The organism is Streptomyces sp. NK15101 (assembly GCF_020400725.1).
Lineage (GTDB): Bacteria > Actinomycetota > Actinomycetes > Streptomycetales > Streptomycetaceae > Streptomyces.
Map to the genome: position 1 here is coordinate 72,119 of NZ_JAINVG010000027.1, position 16,840 is coordinate 88,958.

Below are 16,840 nucleotides of genomic sequence, written 5' to 3' on the forward strand. Positions count from 1 at the left end.
CGGAGCAGCCTATCGGCAGGGCTATGGGAGGGCGGCTTCGCCGCGGAACGTGCGGCGGTACGCGAGCGGGGAGACACCGATCGCCGCGTGGAGGTGCTGGCGCAGCGAGGTGCCGGTGGTGAAGCCCGCCTGGCTCGCGACGTCGTCCACGGCGAGGTCCGTGGACTCGAGCAGCTGCCGGGCCCGGGCCACCCGCTGCTGGATCAGCCAGCGGCCGGGGCTCATGCCGACCTCCTCGTCGAACCGGCGCGCGAAGGTCCGCAGGCTCATACGGGCGTGGCCGGCGAGCTCGCTGAGCGTGAGCGGCTCGTGCAGGTGCTCCAGCGCCCACTGCCGGGTCGCGGAGGTCCCGTTCGCGGTGGTCTCCGGCACGGGCTGCTCGATGTACTGGGCCTGCCCGCCCTCCCGCCAGGGCGGTACGACGCACACCCGCGCCACGTGGTTGGCGACGGCGGCGCCGTGGTCCTTCCGTACGAGGTGCAGGCAGGCGTCCACGCCGGACGCGGCGCCCGCCGAGGTCAGCACGTCGCCGTCGTCGACGAACAGCACGTCGGGGTCGAGGTCCACCCGCGGGAACCAGTCGCGGAAGACGGGGGCCAGCGCCCAGTGCGTGGTCGCGGGACGACCGTCCAGGAGCCCGGCCGCGGCGAGGACGAACGCGCCCGTGCAGATGGACACGATGCGCGCGCCGGCGGGCACGGAGGCCAGCGCCCCGGCGGCCCCGGCGGGGAGCTCGCGGGAGAGGAGCGACATGTCGAAGGGCGGAAGGACGACGGTGTCGGCCGTGCGGAGCGCCTCGGGGCCGTGCTCGACGGTCACCGAGAAGTCGGAGTTGGTGCGGACGGGCCGGCCGTCCGGAGAGCAGGTCAGGACCTCGTAGTGCTCGGCCACCGAGCCGAACACGCGGGCCGGGATGCCCAGTTCGAAGGGGTAGACGCCGTCCAGGGCGAGGACGACGACGCGATGACGGTCACCCGTGGCAGGACTCATGGCAGGATCCCTTCGAAAGATGGCAATCCTGCCATGGTACGCGGCGGGGCCGACGGCGAGTCTGGACGGCATGACGAAGCAGCCCACCATGCGCGCCATCAGCCAGGACACCCACGGCACCCCCGACGTCCTCCGGGAGGTCGTGGTCCCGCGGCCCGTGCCCGGCCCCAGCCAGATCCTCGTCGCCGTCCGCGCCGCCGGCGTCAACCCGACCGACTGGAAGCACCGCGCCCACACCCTCTTCCTCGACCGCCTGCCCCTCGTCCTCGGCTGGGACGTCTCCGGCGTCGTGGAGGCCGTCGGCTTCGGCGTGACCGTGTTCAAGCCCGGCGACGAGGTCTTCGGGATGCTGCCGTACCCGTACGGCGTCGGCTCCCACGCCGAGTACGTGACCGGCCCCGCCCGCGCCTTCGCCCACAAGCCGGCCGAGATCGACCACGTCCAGGCCGGCGCCCTGCCGCTCGCCGCCCTCACCGCGTACCAGGCGATCGTCGACACCGCCGGGGTCGGCCCCGGGCAGCGGGTCCTGATCCACGCGGCCGCCGGCGGCGTCGGCCACCTCGCCGTCCAGATCGCCAAGGCCCGCGGCGCGTACGTCATCGGCACCGCGAGCGCCCCGAAGCACGCGTTCCTCCGCTCCCTCGGCGCCGACGAGGTCATCGACTACCGCACCACCGACTTCACCGAGGCCGTCCGGGACGTCGACATGGTCCTCGACCCGCTGCCCGGCGACACCCGCACCCGCTCCCTCGACGTCCTCCGTCCCGGCGGCACCCTCGTCTCCCTGCTCCCGCCCACCGACCCCGACGAGCCGGCGAAGGCGGCCGCGCGGGGCGTCCGCGTGGAGACCCTCCTCGTCGAGGCCGACCACGCCGGCATGAACGCCATCGCCGCCCTCGCGGCCTCCGGCGCCCTCCGCCCGCACATCGAGGCCGTCTTCCCCCTCGCCGAAGCCGCCAAGGCCCACACGCTCGGCGAGACCGACCGCACCACCGGCAAGCTCGTCCTCACCGTCGACGGGCCGCCGGCCGGAGCCTGAGCCCGGCTCGGCGGAGCCGCGGGCCGGACGCCGCGAACAGGGGGACCGCCAGGAAGAAGCGGCCCGCGGCGGCGCGGGCGGTCTGATCGGCCGTCCAGGCCGCCGCCTGTCCGGAGCGACGGCTCCGGCCCGCACGGCCGACTCCGCCGGGCCCGTCGCCGGAGGAGCCGGCGGGCATCGGCGAGGACGGCGGTGGAGACCTCCCCGCAGCGACCGGTGCCGAAAGACCTACTCGCTGGTACGGTCCCTGACCTACCGGTGCTCCACGGGGAGCCGCCGGAGCCGGGCGAGGGGCGGAGCCATGACGCGGCGAACGGGCGGGGTGCTCCCCGGGGGACTGGCCGAGGCGATACGGGGCACCGCCGACGACATCGCGGCGGTCCTGCGCGTCCCGGCGCCGGCCGGCACCGGGGGCGTCGCAGGGCTTCCCGTCCCCCGCTCCGGCTGGACGGTCGGCGAGGCCGCCGCCCACCTCGCGCAGGCGAACGCCCTCATGGCCGACGTGGCCGCCGGGCACGAGCGCCCCTACGGCGACGGCACCCCCGGCAGCCTGGCCGAGGCCAACGAACGCGCCCTCGCCGGATTCGGCGAAAGGTCACCCGGCCCGCTCGCGGAGATGATCACGGCGCAGGCCGCCGCGTTCCTGGCGGGCGTCGAGGAGCGCGACCCGGCCGAGCCGCTCTCCACGCCGCTCGGCCCCATGCGCCCGGCGGTCCTCGGCTCGTACCTGCTGACCCACATGCTCGGCCACGGCTACGACCTCGCCCTCGCCCTGAACCGGCCCCACATGCTCGACGCGCGCAGGGTCGGGCTCACCCTGCCGTTCATGATCGAGGCCATGCCCCGCGTCGCCGACCCGGCCGCCGTCGCGGGCCTGACCGCGAGCTTCGCCGTACGGCTCCGGGGCGGTCCGGCCTTCGGCGTCACCGTCGCGGACGGCGCGGTCCGGACCGGCCACGAGCCACCGGCCCGCCCCGACTGCACGATCCTCACGGAACCGGTCGCCTTCCTCCTCCTCGGCCTCGGGCGGGTCGACCCCTGGCCGGTGATCGCGCGCGGCAAGGCGCTCGGCTGGGGCCGCAAGCCGTGGCTGGCGCCCCGCTTCCCCCGCCTCTTCCGCGCGCCCTGACCCGTCCCCGCGCGTTCCCGTCCCGGCCGGTGGATCCTGGAGGTATCGGAAGGGGCCGCGCCTCGGTTCCGCGCGGCCCGGCGATGCGAGGAGGCGGACCATGAGCCGCACGCTGGAGTGGACGGTCGGGCTGGAACTGACCGAGGACGGCGGCAGGACGAAGGCCGAGGCCCGGCTGAGCACCGGCACCTCGACCCTCACGGGGCACGGTTCCGCGCGGTGCAACCCGGCGGACGTGGACGTGCCGGCGATCGGCGACGAACTCGCCGCGAGCCGGGCGATGAAGGACCTGGCAGGCAAGCTCATGCGGGAGGCCAACCGGGAGATGGAGGCGGTGGGGGCCGGCACCGTACCGCAGCACACCGGCCCCGGGTACGGCTGGCCGGAGGCGGTCTCCTGACGGAGCCGCCGCCCACCCCGGGGAGCCCGACGGGCCGGTGACGCCCCGCCGGGCTCCCCGGCCGTGCCGGGACCCCGGCCGCGGGGGAGAGCCGGTCGGCCGGGCGCACGCCCTCGTACGGGAGGGACCGGGGCTCGCGCCCGGTGCGGCGAGAGCGCGTGCACGGCGTCGCGGGGTGGACGGGGGTCCGACGACACCCCTAGGGGGCGCCCCCGTCCTCCTCGTGCGTCATGCGGTCCACGACCTCCACGACCCCGTCGACCGTCTCGCACAGGCGGACCAGGACGGGGCCGAGACCCGGGCGCTCCAGGGTGCCGCTGAGCGTCACCCGGCCCTCGTCGACGTCGATGTGCACCGCCGAGGGGGAGAGCCGCAGGATGCGGACGATCACGTCCTCGCGGATCTCCTCCTGGATCGAGCGGTCCCTCCGCAGGAACAGCTGGAGCAGATCGCTGCGGCTGAGCACCCCGATCAGCCGGCCGTCCGCGTCCACGACGGGGAGCCGCTTCACCCGGTGCCGTTCCATCAGGCGGGCGGCCTCGACGGCCGTCCAGGAGGGCCGGGCCGTCACGGCCGGGCTCGACATCATGGCCCCGGCCGTGCTCGGCCCGTCCTTGGCCGTGTGCCGCCGCAGCAGGTCCGCCTCGGAGACGACGCCCACCGGCCTGTTCTCCTCGTCGACCACCGGGACCGCGGTGATGCCGTACTCGTCGAGGAGCCGCGCGATCTCCTTGAACGACGTCCCGCGCTGCACCGCGACCGCGGTGGGCGTCATCAGATCCGCGACACTGCGGTGCCTCATCGTCCGTTCCGTCCCTTCTGCGTTCCGGATTCCATGATCCCGCACCCCGGCTCGTCCTGGCGCGAGGGAGTCCGGAGGGCGGCCGGAAGCGCGGCGGGAAACAGGGTGCGACAGGGGCTTGTGAGCATGACACGGCCGTGGTTACCTCCGGTAAGTCTTCGTCGCGCCACGGAAGAAGGAACCCCCATGCCCTCTCCCCGTACGTCCGGGACCCGCCGCTTCCTCGGAGCCCTCGCGGCCTCCCTCGCCCTCGTCGCCGCGTCCGCGGCCACCGGATCCGCCTCCGTCCCGGGACCGGTCGCCGCCCCCGCCGGACTCGAGGAGGTGATGTTCGTCGGCAACAACTGGGACGGCACCGCCGACGTCATCGCCTCCCACGGCGACTTCCACCGCGTCGGCCGTGTGAACGTGATCCCCGACAAGGAGGAGCGCCTCCGCGAGATCTACCTGAACCCCGTCAAACTCGCCTTCTTCCTCGGCGTCCGCAGCGGACCGGGCGAGGGCCACGACCAGTTCGTCGACGACATGTACGCGACCCCCGACGGCTCCGCCATGGTCGTCTCCCGCCCCAGCTTCGCCGACGTCGTCTCCCTCGACCTGCGGACCGGACGGATCAACTGGCGCTTCCCCGTGGCCGGTTACCGCGCCGACCACATGGCCGTCTCGCCCGACGGCACCCGCGTCGCGGTCTCCGCCTCCACCGCGAACACCGTGCACGTCCTGGACATCGCGACGGGACGCCAGCTCGGCTCCTTCAAGACCGGCGACAAGCCCCACGAGAACGTCTTCACCTCCGACGGCCTCCTCTGGAACATGTCCATCGGCGAGGTCACCACCGCGCTCGACGCCCCCTGGCTCGACTGGAGCAAGGGCGACCGGAAGATCACCGTCGTCGACGCGGGCACCTTCGAGACCGTCCGCGTCATCGACATGCGCGCCCGCCTGGACGCCTTCGGACGCGGCGACCTCTCCGACGCGGTCCGCCCGCTCGTCTTCACCCCGGACGAGAAGAAGATCTACTTCCAGGTCTCCTTCTTCAACGGCTTCCTCGAGTACGACGTCGAATCCGACCGCGTCACCCGCCTCAAGAACCTTCCGGGCAACCCGGCCACCGACCCCGACCGCACCACCTGGGTCAACGACTCGCGCCACCACGGCCTCTCGATCAGCCCGGACGGCGGCAAGCTCTGCGTCGCCGGGACGATGGACGACTACGCCACCGTGGTCGACCGCGACACCCTCCGGGAAGGCCCGCTCGTCCCGGCGTCCAAGCCCTACTGGGCGACCGTGAGCGGCGACGGCCGGTCCTGCGTCGTCTCCGAGAGCGGCGCCGACCGGGTGACCGCGATCGACTTCGCCACCGGGCAGCGGGTGGCGAGCGTGGACGTCGGCGACCACCCCCAGCGCGTACGCCTCGCCCGCGTCCCCGCCGGCTGGACCGGCCCCACCGCCGGCTGAACGCCCGCCGAGACCCCTCGCACCCGAAGGACACCGTGAAGAGGACACTCCTGGGGGCCGCGCTCGCCGCGGCCCTCCTGGCCGCCGGAACACCGGCGGCCCCCGCCACGGCGACCGGGCCCGCGCCGGCGGGGACCGCCCTCGCCGACAGCTGGCAGCCCCCGCTCCGTACCCAGGGCCGCTAGGTCGTCGACGCGAACGGCGACCGCTTCAAGCTCAAGTCCGCCAACTGGCACGGCGCACAGGGCTCGTGGACCGGCTCGGGCGACCCGGCCGACCCCGCGAACCACAACGCCGGCGAGAAGTCCGACCAGGTGCCCCTCGGCCTCGACCGCGCACCGGTCGCGACGATCCTCGCCGACTTCCACGCCCTCGGCATCAACAGCATCCGCCTGCCGTTCTCCAACGAGATGGTCCACGACCGGCGGCCCGTCCCCGACGCCGCCGTCGCGGCCAACCCGCAGCTGCGCGGCAAGACCCCGCTCCAGGTCCTCGACGCCGTGATCGCGGCCACCACCGCCGAGGGCTTCGCCGTCGTCCTGAACAACCACACCAACACCTCCCGCTGGTGCTGCGGCCTCGACGGCAACGAGCGCTGGAACACCAGCCAGACCACCGCGCAGCGGGAGGACGACTGGCTCTTCATGGCCAGGCGCTACCGGGACGACGAGCGGGTCGTCGGCGCCGACCTCTACAACGAGGTCCGGCGCACGATCACCGACGACGCCAACTGGGGCCGGGGCGACTCCCACGACTGGTGGACGGCCACCCAGCGCCTCGGCGACCGGATCCTCACCGAGGCGAACCCCGACCTCCTCGTCATCGTCGAGGGCATCAACCGGCAGGGCGTCCCCACGGACATCACGCCCCACTGGCGGCCGACCCTGGGGCCCACCCGGACCCTCTCCCACACCCTCGTCGCCTCCGACAAACTCGTCCACTCGGCCCACTTCTACGGCTACACGGGCCCGAACCACACCGGCGCCACCGGCACCGGCGAGACCCACGACCGGCGCTACCAGGAACTCTCCCGCGACGAACTCTTCGCGACCCTGCGCCGCCAGGCCCTCTTCGTCACCGACGACACCCGGCGTCACTACACCGCGCCCGTCTGGATCGGCGAGTTCGGCATCGGCGCCGACGAGACGAACCCCCAGACCCGTGCCTGGTTCGGCAACTTCGTCGACCACCTGATCGCGAACGACACCGACTTCGCCTACTGGCCGCTCGTCGGCTTCACCGGCCACGGACGGTGGAAGCTCCTCGACTACGACACCGAAGGCCGCCGCTCCGGCGTCCTCGACGGCGACGACTGGCGCGCGGCCGACTGGCGGCGGCTCGTCACCGCCCCCGGCCTCACCGGACCCGTACCGGCCGCCGAGCACTGGGACATGCTGAACCTCGACCACGCGGACGCCGTCCAGTCCCTCCGTGCCCGCGCCGCCGGCGACTGGGACCACGGAGCCCGCAAGGGCGTCTGCCCCGACGGGCAGCGGCTCGTCGGCCTCGCCCACCGCGACGGCCGCGGCCTGTGCACGGACGCGGGAGCCGCCCGACTCGCCGACCCGGCGGGCGGGGCCACCGTCGTGACCGACGATCGGTACGTCAAGGAGGGCGACTGGGCCGGCGGCTGCACCAAACTCCAGTGTCCCCGCGACCGGTTCATGACCGGCTACAGCGTCCGCGGCCAGGCCGTCTCCGCCGTCCTGTGCGCCGCCGCCTCCCGCGCCCTGCCGGTGACGGGCCGCACGGTCTGGTTCGACCGCGGCGACGACCGCCCCGCCGGGGAACCCGGCGGCGAGTTCGCCCAGGGCCATTACAAGGGCCAGTGCGCCACCGGCGAGTACGCGGCCGGGATCGCCTTCACCGGCGCCTGGGCGAAGGGCAAGACCCCCGACGCCCTGCTCTGCCGCACTCCGTAGGAGCCGCGGGCAAGCGGGAGGGGGCCTGCCGGAGCGGATCCGGCAGGCCACCTCCCGAGTACGCTCAGGACCTGTTGACGGTCACCTCGTAGAGCGAGTAGCCCCAGTCCGTGGCCCGTCTCACCCCGTGGACCCGCACGTAACGGGCCGGCTGCGAGTCGAACTCCGCCGTGTCGTAGCCGCCGTCACCCGCGTCCGTGGACCACACGTTCCGCCAGGTCGTGCCGTCGTCCGACAGCTCGATCCGGTACGCGCGCGCGTAGGCCCGCTCCCAGTCGAGCGTGACCCGTCCGACCCGGCGCACCGAGCCCAGGTCCACCTTCAGCCACTGGTCGTCCGACCACTCGCTGGCCCAGCGGGTCCCCGTGTCGCCGTCGACCGTCAGCCCCGGCGAGAAGTTCACGAAGGGGTTCCACCACTGGGTGGTGGAGGCCGACACCGGCTGCCCGGCGGCCAGGTTCACGCCCGGCTCGTGGTCCTCGGTCCGCTTCCAGGTGGTCAGGTACGACTCCGCTCCCCGCGACAGCTCGTCCACGACGCCCTGACCGCCGGGGGTGAGCCGGATCTGCTCGACCCAGTCCGGCACGAGACCGTTGTGCGCGGCACCGTCGACGTTGAGGTCCCAGGTGCGCTCACCGGTGACCTGGCGGTTCAGGACGGAGCCCCCGTCGAAGCTGCGGAAGGGGTACTTCACCGCGTTCGGCGCGTCCGCCCCGACCGGGCCCGGCCAGCCGCCGACGCCGTTCATGTCCGTGCCGTAGCCGAAACCGACCCCGTACTTCTTCCGCAGTTCCGCCTTCTGCGCCGCCTCGCCGACGAAGCCCTCGGCGCCGTGCATGTACGAGGCGGCGAAACCGCCGAGACGGTAGAGCCGCTCGGTCCAGTCCAGGTCCATCCAGCTGTGGCTGGACAGGACGCCGGGGTACTCCTCGGCCTCCAGGACGTCCAGCGCCCGCCCGGCGGCCTTGACGCTCATGTGGTCGAGCTCCAGCATCATGCCGCGCTTGATCATGCCCTTCAGGGCGTACTCCCCGAGCCGGGTGAGCCCGCGGGTGTTGCACCTGGCGTCCGAGGCGTACGAGGGGACGCTCACCCCGGCCGGCAGCTTCTCGGCCATCGCGGCCGGTGCGGCGGCGAGACCGATCGGGTTGTCGTGCTGAGGGCCCGCGCACTTCTCGGTGGCCCAGAAGGTGCCCGTGGACAGGAACTGGCCGATGTTGACCGCCACCCCCGTCGTCCCGCTGTCGAAGCGGACCCCGCAGAGCGCGTTGTCGAACTTGTGGCAGAGGAACATGCTGCGCACGCCGAGCGCGTACAGCTCGTCGAGCCCCTTGTCGATGTCCGCCTGGCCGCACTGGGCGACGTCGAGGATCTGCTTGCAGCCGAAGGGCTCCGAGGTCTCCACCCCGAGGACGACGGCGAGCTTGCCCTGCTCGATCACCGAACGGGCCTGACCGGCGCTGGTGACGATCCGGAACCAGCCCTTGCCGGGGCCGCCGTACATCGCGTCGACGTAGTCCTGCAGCTCGTACGTCCTGCGGGCCTCGAGGCGGATCGCGGTCATCTCGTCGCAGGTGCGGTCACGGGGCAGGAGCGAGCAGATCAGCCCGTTGGTCACCAGGTCGTTGACGAGGACCCGCTGCCCGCCGCGCCAGGCGCGTTCGACCCAGGCGTAGTAGTTCTGCTGGTGGCTGAGCGAGTCGTGGGCGGGCCAGTCCTTGAACGTGGGCCAGCCGACCGGGTCGTGCTTGCCGTTGTCGCCGCCCGTGAGGTGCTCGAAGAGCGCCCCCGAGCCGTCCGGGTAGTGCTCGGGACAGTCCTTGAGCGCGTCGGCGACACCCGCCTGCGAGAACGTCGCCCCGCAGATCATCCGGCCGCCGAAGCCCTCGTTGGACATCAGGTGGTTGTGCGCGTCGACGAACCCGCGAACCTTCCCCTGCGCGTCCGTTCCCTTGAACGGCTCGCCCGTGACGTTGATCTGCGAGTCGGGGGCGGGCCGGGACGTGGCTTCCCACCACGCGTCGCCGGCGGCGGCGGGGACCGGAGCGGAGCCGAACAGCACCGCGGCCAGGGCGAGGAACAGCGCCAGGAGGGCGGATCTTCCGCCTGTCCCGCGCGAAAAGGATCGAGTCATGTTCTGCGATGCCTCCGGACGGTGGGGGTGTACCGGGCGCCCCGAGGATCGCGTTACCGGAGGTACGAGTCAAGAGTCCGGGTCAAATGACCTGTTGATGAATTCCCTGGTCCCGCAGGGGGTATCAGCCCTCGATCAGACGCACGAGTTGGTCTGCCGTCAGATTCAGGTGATCGGCTGCGGCCCGTCCGTCGCCGAGGACCAGGAACTGCAGGGTGAGGCCGTCGATCGCCGCCGCCAGATACCGCGCGAGCACCTCCACCGGCACCCGGGGTTCCAGCCCCCGCGCCCCGCGGACCTGCTCGACGAGCGCCGCCGCCGACGCCACGTACTGCTCGTACTGGGCGCGCGCCAGATGCTCGAACCCGGGCTCCCGCAGGGCGTACTGGGTGATGTCGTACGTCAGCATGTGCTCGCCCGGATGGGCCGTGACGTGGTCCCAGTACGTCTGCAGAGCACCCCGGACGGTCTCGCGCAGCGTCGCGCCCGGTTCGACCGCCGACATCACGCGCGTCACGTAGTTCCCGGTGATCGTCTCGATCGCGGCTTCGAGGAGCGCCTGCTTGGAGTCGAAGCAGTAGTGGAAGACGCTCAGCGAGACCCCCGCCTCGGCGCAGATCGACCGGGTCGTCGTCTTGGCGACACCGTCCCTGGTCATCGCCCTGATCGCCGCCTCGACCAGCTGTCTGCGTCGTTCGGCCGACGGCATCCGCGCCATGGTTCCTCCTCGCGTCCGGCGCACAGGGTAACCGCAGCCCTCCGCGCCCTTCCCCCGGCCGGTCCCGTGCGCGACGGGACCGGCCGGGCGGCCGTCAAGGGGTGTACGGGGTGTCGCTGTGGTGGAGTTCGGTCATGGTGGGTTCCGTCACGCGGTAGACGGCGGAGCGGCGGATCGTCACGACGGCCGAGGGATCGGAGTCCCCGCGCGTCAGGTAGACGACGGTCGCCTGGCGCGGCGCCGGTGACGAGACGTCGATCGACACCACGGGGGTGCGGTCGCCGAGCGAGGCGGCCGCCACGGGCACCGGGGTGCCGGAGTCGTTGCGCCAGGTGACGAGGCCGTAGAACTTGCCCGTGCCGCCGGTGGTGACCTTGACGGCCGCCACGGCGTCCTCCGCGGGGTCGCCCGTCATGTCCCCGATGCCGCACTGCGGCTGGAGCTCGATCACCACGCCGTCGCCCTCCCACCGTCCGTCGGTGAAGGCGACCGTCCCGTCCGGGGCGTCGGGGAAGCGGAAGGACGGCGTCTGCAGCGCCGCGCTCCGCAGCTGGTCACACGTCAGCGCCCCCGCCGAGGGGTCCTCGCCCGGCTTCGTCGGCTTCTTCGACGTCGTCGGCGACGGCTTGGCCGATTCCTTTCCCTTGCCCTTCCCCGGGGCCTTCGAAGCGCCCGCGGACTTGTCGGGCTTGGGACCGGCACCGGATCCGTCGCCTCCCGTGTCCTGGCAGCCCACCGTGACCGATGCCAGCATCAGGGCCGTGATCAGCCACGTTCCCCGTACCGCCCGGTTTCTCTTCCCGTTCACCGCAGGACCCCCTTGTGTCCGTCCGCGCCGTCCGTCCGCCGTCCGGCAGGTCCGAAGACGCGCTGTTCCGCACCGCGGTTGCGGGTGCGGGGCAGCGAGGAGGGCAAGGGCGCCGTGGCCTGTACTCGTCCCCACGGCCGGAGATAATAGGCCTCCCCGCCCCCGCCCCCGCTTCCCGAAGAGCCGCCGTGATCGACAGCACCACCGCACCCCCGTCCACCGACCGGGCCGAGATACGCGCCGACCGACGGCGGCTCGTCGAATCGGTCCGGGCCCATCGCCGCCTCCTCGGCGAGCGGCGTCCGTTCGAACTCGCCGACCGGCGGCGGCTGAACCGCGAGGCCGGGGCGCGGTCCCGGGCGGACGCCCGGCACGGCAAGGCCCTCCAGCGGATCCACGAGAAGCGGGCCAGGAGCGAGCGGTCCCTCACCGCCCGGCTGAACGGCCTGGACGGCAAGCGCGCCGGGCAGGAACGCCGGGCGCTCGCCGTCCTGCGCCGCGAATCGATCGAACGGTCGCTGCGCGGCACGCGCCTGACGGCGAGCGAGGTGAACGGCATCGGCAGCGGCCTGGCCCGCGACCTCGCCGCACAGGGCATCAGGACGGCCGCCGACTTCACACGGGTCAGCTGGGGCAAGGCCCCCAACGGCCGCGGCGGCGAGGTGCTCTACATCCACCGCACGCAGGGCCGCAAGGTCCACGTCAACGGCATAGGCGAGCACCGCGGCAGACCGCTGATGGAGTGGCGGCGGGCCGCCGTCGCCAGGGCGGAGGCCCGGGCCCCGAAGGAGCTGCCGCCGGACGAGCGGCACCGCATCGAGGAGATCATCGAGAACGAGCGGGCACGCCTCCGGGCGGAGCTCGCCGAGGTCCCGAAGACCGCGGAGACCGCCCGCGCCGAAGCCGAACGGCTCCACGCGGAGCGCCTGGCCGCGCTGACCGTCGCCGAGCGCGAGGCGGCGGAGGAGGCCGCGCGGCGCAGGGCCGAGTTCGACGGGATGGCGGAGCGGCTGATCGTGCTCCGGGCCGAACTGGCCGCCCACGTCGACCTGCACGGCGACCTCGGCCTCCGCGACCGCCGGGCGCGCTCCCGGGCCCTCCGCCCGGTGCCGGACGTGCCGCCGGTGATCCCGGCCCCCCGCTCCCCGGAACCGGGTGCGGAGGGGGACGCGAAGGCACGGAAGGGCGGCTAGGACCGCGAGGGCGCGGAGACCTCCGAGGCCCCGCCGGCGTCCGGGATCCGGGCGAGCCTCGGCTGGCTCGTGCCGGTCGCCTTCTTCGGCATGACCGCGGTGCTGGGCGCGGGCGAGACGGACGCGACGCCCCTGTGGTGCGCCGTCGCGACCCGCCTGGTGTCCCTCGCGGTGGCCGCGGAGCTTCTGCGCCTGTGGATCCCGCGCAGGAACTGGCGGACCGCGGACGCCATGCCGCGCGGCACCGGATTCCTCGTGTGGGGCGCGTTCCTGGGACTCGCGGCCGCGAGCATGTTCACGGACCCGCTGTACGCGACCGAAGGCGCCCCCTGGGCCCTGGCCGTCGTCGCCGCGCTCCTCGTCGTGACGGGAGCGGCCCGGCGTGCGGGTGCCGGAGGAACCGCGTCCGGGTGAGACCGGCCTCGCGCCGGACGCGCAGGGTCCTCCGCGCGGTCAGTCCCCTTCCGGGGCCCTCGCGTCGAGGACCCTGCGCAGGGCGGCCACCGCGTGGGCCCGGTGCTCGTCGAGCCAACGGACGGCGGCTTCCTCGTCGCCGTGGCGGAGCGCGGAGATCACGGCCCGGTGCTCCCGTATGGCCTGCTTCCGGTTCGGGGAGTCCGTGTAGTACAGCGAGCGGTACGCGTCGGTGGCGTCCCACAGGGACGCGATGAGGCGGACGAGGCGCGGCATCCCTGACGCCTCGATCAGGGTGAAGTGGAAGAGCCGGTTCGCCGTCGCCATCGCGGCCACGTCCCCCTCGTCCGCGGCCCGTTCCACCTCCCGCTGGATCCGTTCGAGCGTGGCGACCGTGCCGTCCGGCATCCACCGGACGGCCATGCGGACCGCCTCGGTCTCCAGGAGCTCGCGGATGCGGTAGATCTCCTCCAGATCGTCCAGGGAGAGCTCGGCCACGAAGTAGCCCCGGTGGACGTGATGGACCACCAGGCCCTCCGCCTCCAGGGCCTTCAGGGCCTCCCGGAGCGGCACCCGGCTCACCTCGAACCGTGCCGCCAGGGCCTCCTGGCGGATCGGCCCGCCGGGCCTGAGCTCCCCGGTGGTGATGGCGCGCCGCAGTTCCTCCAGGACGAACTGCTGGGCGGTCTGCGGCCGCCGCTTCTGCACCGCGCTGCTCATCGCCTGTGACCCTCCGATCCCTCACGTGGCCGCCGGTGGGCCCCGCCACCGGTGCCGACCATCTTCCTACGCGCCGTCGTCCGCCGCCGACGCCCTGTGGACGACTCGTCCCAGCTCCGACAGCACGCCGTCCGTGTGCTCGCCCAGGCGCGGGGGAGCGGTGCGGTAGGAGGGCGGGGTGAGGCCGAGCCGGATCGGGTGGGCGACCTGACCGGGGCCGGCCGCGGACTCGGGGACGCGCGGCGCGAGCCCGAGGCGGTCGGCGAGGTCGAAGGCGGCCGCCAGGTCGTTGATCGGACCGCAGGGCACGCCGGCCGCGGTGAGCTCCTCGAACCAGCCGTCGGCGGTACGGGTGCCGAGCGGGCCGGCCAGGGCCTCGACCAGCTCCTCCCGGTGGGCGACCCGGGCCGTGTTCGTCGCGAAGCGGGGGTCCCCGGCGAGCTCCGGCCGGCCGAGCCGCTCGCACAGCGCCCCGAACTGCCGGTCGTTGCCCACGGCGAGGACCAGCGGCCGGTCCCGCGCCTCGAACACCTCGTACGGGGCGATGCTCGGGTGCCTGTTGCCCATCGCACGCGGCACGACCCCGGCCCCCAGGTGGGCGGCGGCCTGGTTGGTGAGCGCCGAGAGGAGCGAGCCGAGCAGGGAGACCTCGACCCGCTGGCCCTCGCCGGTCCGTTCCCGGTGGCGCAGGGCGGCGAGCACGCCGAGGCCCGCGTGGAGGCCGGTGATGACGTCGACCAGGGCGACCCCCGCCTTCGTGCCCTGCCCGTCCGGCTCGCCCGTCACGCTCATGAGGCCGCCCATGGCCTGGACGAGCAGGTCGTAGCCCGGCAGCCGGGCGCCCCCGGCGGTGCCGAAGCCGGTCACCGAGCAGTAGACGAGCCCGGGATTGCCCGCGCGCAGCTCCTCGTACCCGAGGCCGAGCTTCTCCATCGTGCCGGGGCGGAAGTTCTCGACGAGGACGTCCGCGCGGTCCACGATCGCGCGCGCCGCGGCCAGGTCGTCGGGGTCCGTGAGGTCGAGCGACACGGAGCGCTTGTTCCGGTTCACACCGAGGAAGTACGTGGCCTCTCCCGCGGCGAACGGCGGGCCCCACGCGCGCGTGTCGTCCCCCGAGCCCGGCCGTTCGATCTTGATCACGTCCGCGCCCAGATCGGCGAGGAGCATCGTCATGTACGGCCCGGCGAGCACCCGGCCGAAATCGGCGACGACGATCCCGGACAGGGCTCCGCCCGTCGGTGGCGTTCCCGGTGTGCCCGGCTGAGCTGCGTGCATGCGATTTCCCTCGCTCTCGCTGGAGGACCGGAGGCCGGAGACGGGATCCGGGCGACCGGAGGTCGGATCCATGCGAAGGGAGCCTGGATCCCACAACTGCAGAGGGGATCCAAGTGATTGGAGATTGGATCCAATCGGACCGTACGGCTCGGATGTGGGATTTTCAATACTGGATCCAATATCCGATCGGGGGCTACGCTTCGGCTCGCCGAGTTGCCACAGTCGCCAGGAGGCCGTCCGTGAAGTCGCCGTCCACCCCCGTCCACCCCTTCGACCTGCTCGCCGTCGACGGACTCCTGACCGACGAGGAGCGGGAGATCCGGAACACCGTCCGCGCCGCCGCCGACCGCGAGCTGCGGCCGCACGTCGCCGGCTGGTTCGAGAAGGGCGAGATCCCCGCCCGCGAGCTCGCCCGCACCCTCGGCGGCATCGGCGTGCTCGGCATGCACCTGGAGGGCTACGGCTGCGCGGGCACCAACTCCGTCGCGTACGGTCTCGCCTGTCTGGAGCTGGAGGCCGTCGACTCCGGACTGCGCTCCCTCGTCTCCGTACAGGGCTCCCTCGCCATGTACGCGATCTGGAAGTACGGCTCCGAGGAGCAGAAGCAGCGCTGGCTGCCGAAGATGGCGGCCGGCGAGTACATCGGCTGCTTCGGACTCACCGAGCCGGACGCCGGATCCGACCCCGGTGCCATGCGGACCAACGCCAAGCGGGACGGCTCCGACTGGGTCCTGAACGGCACCAAGATGTGGATCACCAACGGTTCGGTGGCCGACGTCGCCGTCGTCTGGGCGCGCACCGAGGACGGCGTCCGCGGCTTCCTCGTCCCGGCCGGCACCCCCGGCTTCAGCGCCCCCGAGGTCAAGATGAAGCTCTCGCTGCGCGCGAGCGTCACCAGCGAGCTCGTCTTCGAGGACGTGCGGCTGCCCGCCGACGCCGTGCTGCCGGAGGCCCGCGGCCTCTCCGGCCCGCTCGGCTGCCTCAACGAGGCCCGCTTCGGCATCGTCTTCGGCGCGCTCGGCGCCGCCCGCGACTGCCTGGAGACCGCGATCTCCTACGCCAGGGACCGGGTCGTCTTCGCCCGCTCCCTCGCCTCCTACCAGCTGACCCAGCAGAAGCTCGCCGACATGTCCGTCGAGCTCGGCAAGGGCATGCTCCTCGCCCTCCACCTCGGCCGGCTCAAGGACGCGGGCGCGCTCACCCCCGAACAGGTCAGCGTGGGCAAGCTCAACAACGTCCGCGAGGCCATCGCGATCGCCCGCGAGTGCCGCACGATCCTGGGCGCCAACGGCATCACCCTCGAATACCCGGTGCTGCGCCACGCCAACAACCTGGAGTCGGTGCTCACCTACGAGGGCACGAGCGAGGTCCACTCGCTGGTCATCGGCAAGGCGCTGACCGGCGAGCAGGCCTTCCGCTGAGCCACCGGGACACCGTCCCGGTCCCTCAGCCCGTCGTCACCCGGTCCAGGAACGCGTCCAGGTTGCCCGTCAGACGCGCGACCTGCTCGTCGAGGGTGAGGGACTCCTCGTGGCGCCGGTGGCGCAGCTTCGGCTGCCGCCGGCCCCGGACGTAGAGGGAGCAGGCGAGATCGGCGCAGAGGTAGATGCCGACCGTGTTCCCCTCGCGGCCGCGGCTGCCGGCCAGCGGCGCCACCAGGAGCGTGACGCCCGAGGAGGCGTGCGCGGTCAGGCAGACCTGGCACATGCTCGACTTCACGGCGCTGGTCCGGCCGGTGGCGGGGACCCGCAGGGTCACGCCGAGCGGCCCGTCCTCGCGCGGCACGACCAGGTGCGCCCGCAGGGGCGCGCCCGGGTCCACCCAGCCGAGGAAGTCCA

Annotated in this window: 15 protein-coding genes and 1 pseudogene; 8 read left to right on the forward strand and 8 right to left on the reverse strand. The window is 73.3% G+C overall.

Annotation, left to right across the window (positions count from 1 at the left end; all coding sequences use genetic code 11):
• Positions 1-21: 21 nt before the first annotated feature.
• Positions 22-990, reverse strand: a complete 969-nt coding sequence (locus K7G60_RS16960) for a GlxA family transcriptional regulator (protein ID WP_225801746.1) — start codon at positions 988-990, stop codon at positions 22-24.
• 88 nt (positions 991-1,078) lie between these two features.
• On the opposite strand from K7G60_RS16960, the gene K7G60_RS16965 reads away from it, so the two are divergent.
• The 3 genes from K7G60_RS16965 to K7G60_RS16975 all read left to right on the forward strand — a co-directional run bounded on the left by K7G60_RS16965 (position 1,079) and on the right by K7G60_RS16975 (position 3,558).
• Positions 1,079-2,029: an NADP-dependent oxidoreductase gene (locus K7G60_RS16965; protein WP_225801764.1), complete on the forward strand. Its 951-nt coding sequence runs from the start codon at positions 1,079-1,081 to the stop codon at positions 2,027-2,029.
• 301 nt (positions 2,030-2,330) lie between these two features.
• Positions 2,331-3,158, forward strand: coding sequence for a maleylpyruvate isomerase family mycothiol-dependent enzyme (locus K7G60_RS16970; protein ID WP_225801747.1), 828 nt, complete (start codon positions 2,331-2,333; stop codon positions 3,156-3,158).
• 100 nt (positions 3,159-3,258) lie between these two features.
• Positions 3,259-3,558, forward strand: coding sequence for a DUF1876 domain-containing protein (locus K7G60_RS16975; RefSeq protein ID WP_225801748.1), 300 nt, complete (start codon positions 3,259-3,261; stop codon positions 3,556-3,558).
• A gap of 199 nt (positions 3,559-3,757) precedes the next feature.
• Here K7G60_RS16975 and K7G60_RS16980 read toward each other — a convergent pair whose 3' ends face one another.
• A complete protein-coding gene (locus K7G60_RS16980; RefSeq protein ID WP_225801749.1) occupies positions 3,758-4,360 on the reverse strand; it encodes a CBS domain-containing protein in 603 nt (200 codons plus the stop codon).
• 186 nt (positions 4,361-4,546) lie between these two features.
• Here K7G60_RS16980 and K7G60_RS16985 point away from each other — a divergent pair, with 186 nt between their 5' ends.
• On the forward strand, positions 4,547-5,818 hold the full coding sequence (locus K7G60_RS16985; protein WP_225801750.1) for a YncE family protein: 1,272 nt from the start codon (positions 4,547-4,549) through the stop codon (positions 5,816-5,818).
• A 35-nt stretch (positions 5,819-5,853) separates the two neighbouring features.
• Positions 5,854-7,740, forward strand: a pseudogene (locus tag K7G60_RS16990) (glycoside hydrolase family 5 protein).
• 64 nt (positions 7,741-7,804) lie between these two features.
• Here K7G60_RS16990 and K7G60_RS16995 read toward each other — a convergent pair.
• The 3 genes from K7G60_RS16995 to K7G60_RS17005 form a co-directional block, all read right to left on the reverse strand.
• The gene (locus tag K7G60_RS16995; RefSeq protein WP_225801751.1) at positions 7,805-9,874 is read right to left on the reverse strand and encodes a discoidin domain-containing protein; all 2,070 of its coding nucleotides are present in this window, start codon (positions 9,872-9,874) and stop codon (positions 7,805-7,807) included.
• Positions 9,875-9,998: 124 nt separating this feature from the next.
• Entirely contained in the window at positions 9,999-10,592 is a 594-nt protein-coding gene (locus tag K7G60_RS17000) for a TetR/AcrR family transcriptional regulator (RefSeq protein ID WP_225801752.1), read from the reverse strand.
• Positions 10,593-10,686: 94 nt separating this feature from the next.
• Positions 10,687-11,400: a hypothetical protein gene (locus K7G60_RS17005; protein ID WP_225801753.1), complete on the reverse strand. Its 714-nt coding sequence runs from the start codon at positions 11,398-11,400 to the stop codon at positions 10,687-10,689.
• A 188-nt stretch (positions 11,401-11,588) separates the two neighbouring features.
• On the opposite strand from K7G60_RS17005, the gene K7G60_RS17010 reads away from it, so the two are divergent.
• On the forward strand, positions 11,589-12,593 hold the full coding sequence (locus tag K7G60_RS17010; RefSeq protein WP_225801754.1) for a hypothetical protein: 1,005 nt from the start codon (positions 11,589-11,591) through the stop codon (positions 12,591-12,593).
• Between the two features lie 90 nt (positions 12,594-12,683).
• On the forward strand, positions 12,684-13,007 hold the full coding sequence (locus K7G60_RS17015) for a hypothetical protein (protein WP_225801755.1): 324 nt from the start codon (positions 12,684-12,686) through the stop codon (positions 13,005-13,007).
• A 39-nt stretch (positions 13,008-13,046) separates the two neighbouring features.
• On the opposite strand, the gene K7G60_RS17020 is transcribed toward K7G60_RS17015, so the two are convergent.
• A complete protein-coding gene (locus K7G60_RS17020; RefSeq protein WP_225801756.1) occupies positions 13,047-13,727 on the reverse strand; it encodes a GntR family transcriptional regulator in 681 nt (226 codons plus the stop codon).
• A 66-nt stretch (positions 13,728-13,793) separates the two neighbouring features.
• The gene (locus K7G60_RS17025; RefSeq protein WP_225801757.1) at positions 13,794-15,002 is read right to left on the reverse strand and encodes a CaiB/BaiF CoA-transferase family protein; all 1,209 of its coding nucleotides are present in this window, start codon (positions 15,000-15,002) and stop codon (positions 13,794-13,796) included.
• 239 nt (positions 15,003-15,241) lie between these two features.
• Between K7G60_RS17025 and K7G60_RS17030 the strand changes: the two genes are divergently transcribed.
• Positions 15,242-16,423, forward strand: a complete 1,182-nt coding sequence (locus tag K7G60_RS17030) for an acyl-CoA dehydrogenase family protein (RefSeq protein ID WP_225801758.1) — start codon at positions 15,242-15,244, stop codon at positions 16,421-16,423.
• A gap of 25 nt (positions 16,424-16,448) precedes the next feature.
• On the opposite strand, the gene K7G60_RS17035 is transcribed toward K7G60_RS17030, so the two are convergent.
• A partial coding sequence (locus tag K7G60_RS17035) for an FBP domain-containing protein (RefSeq protein WP_225801759.1) occupies positions 16,449-16,840 on the reverse strand: 392 nt, incomplete at its 5' end.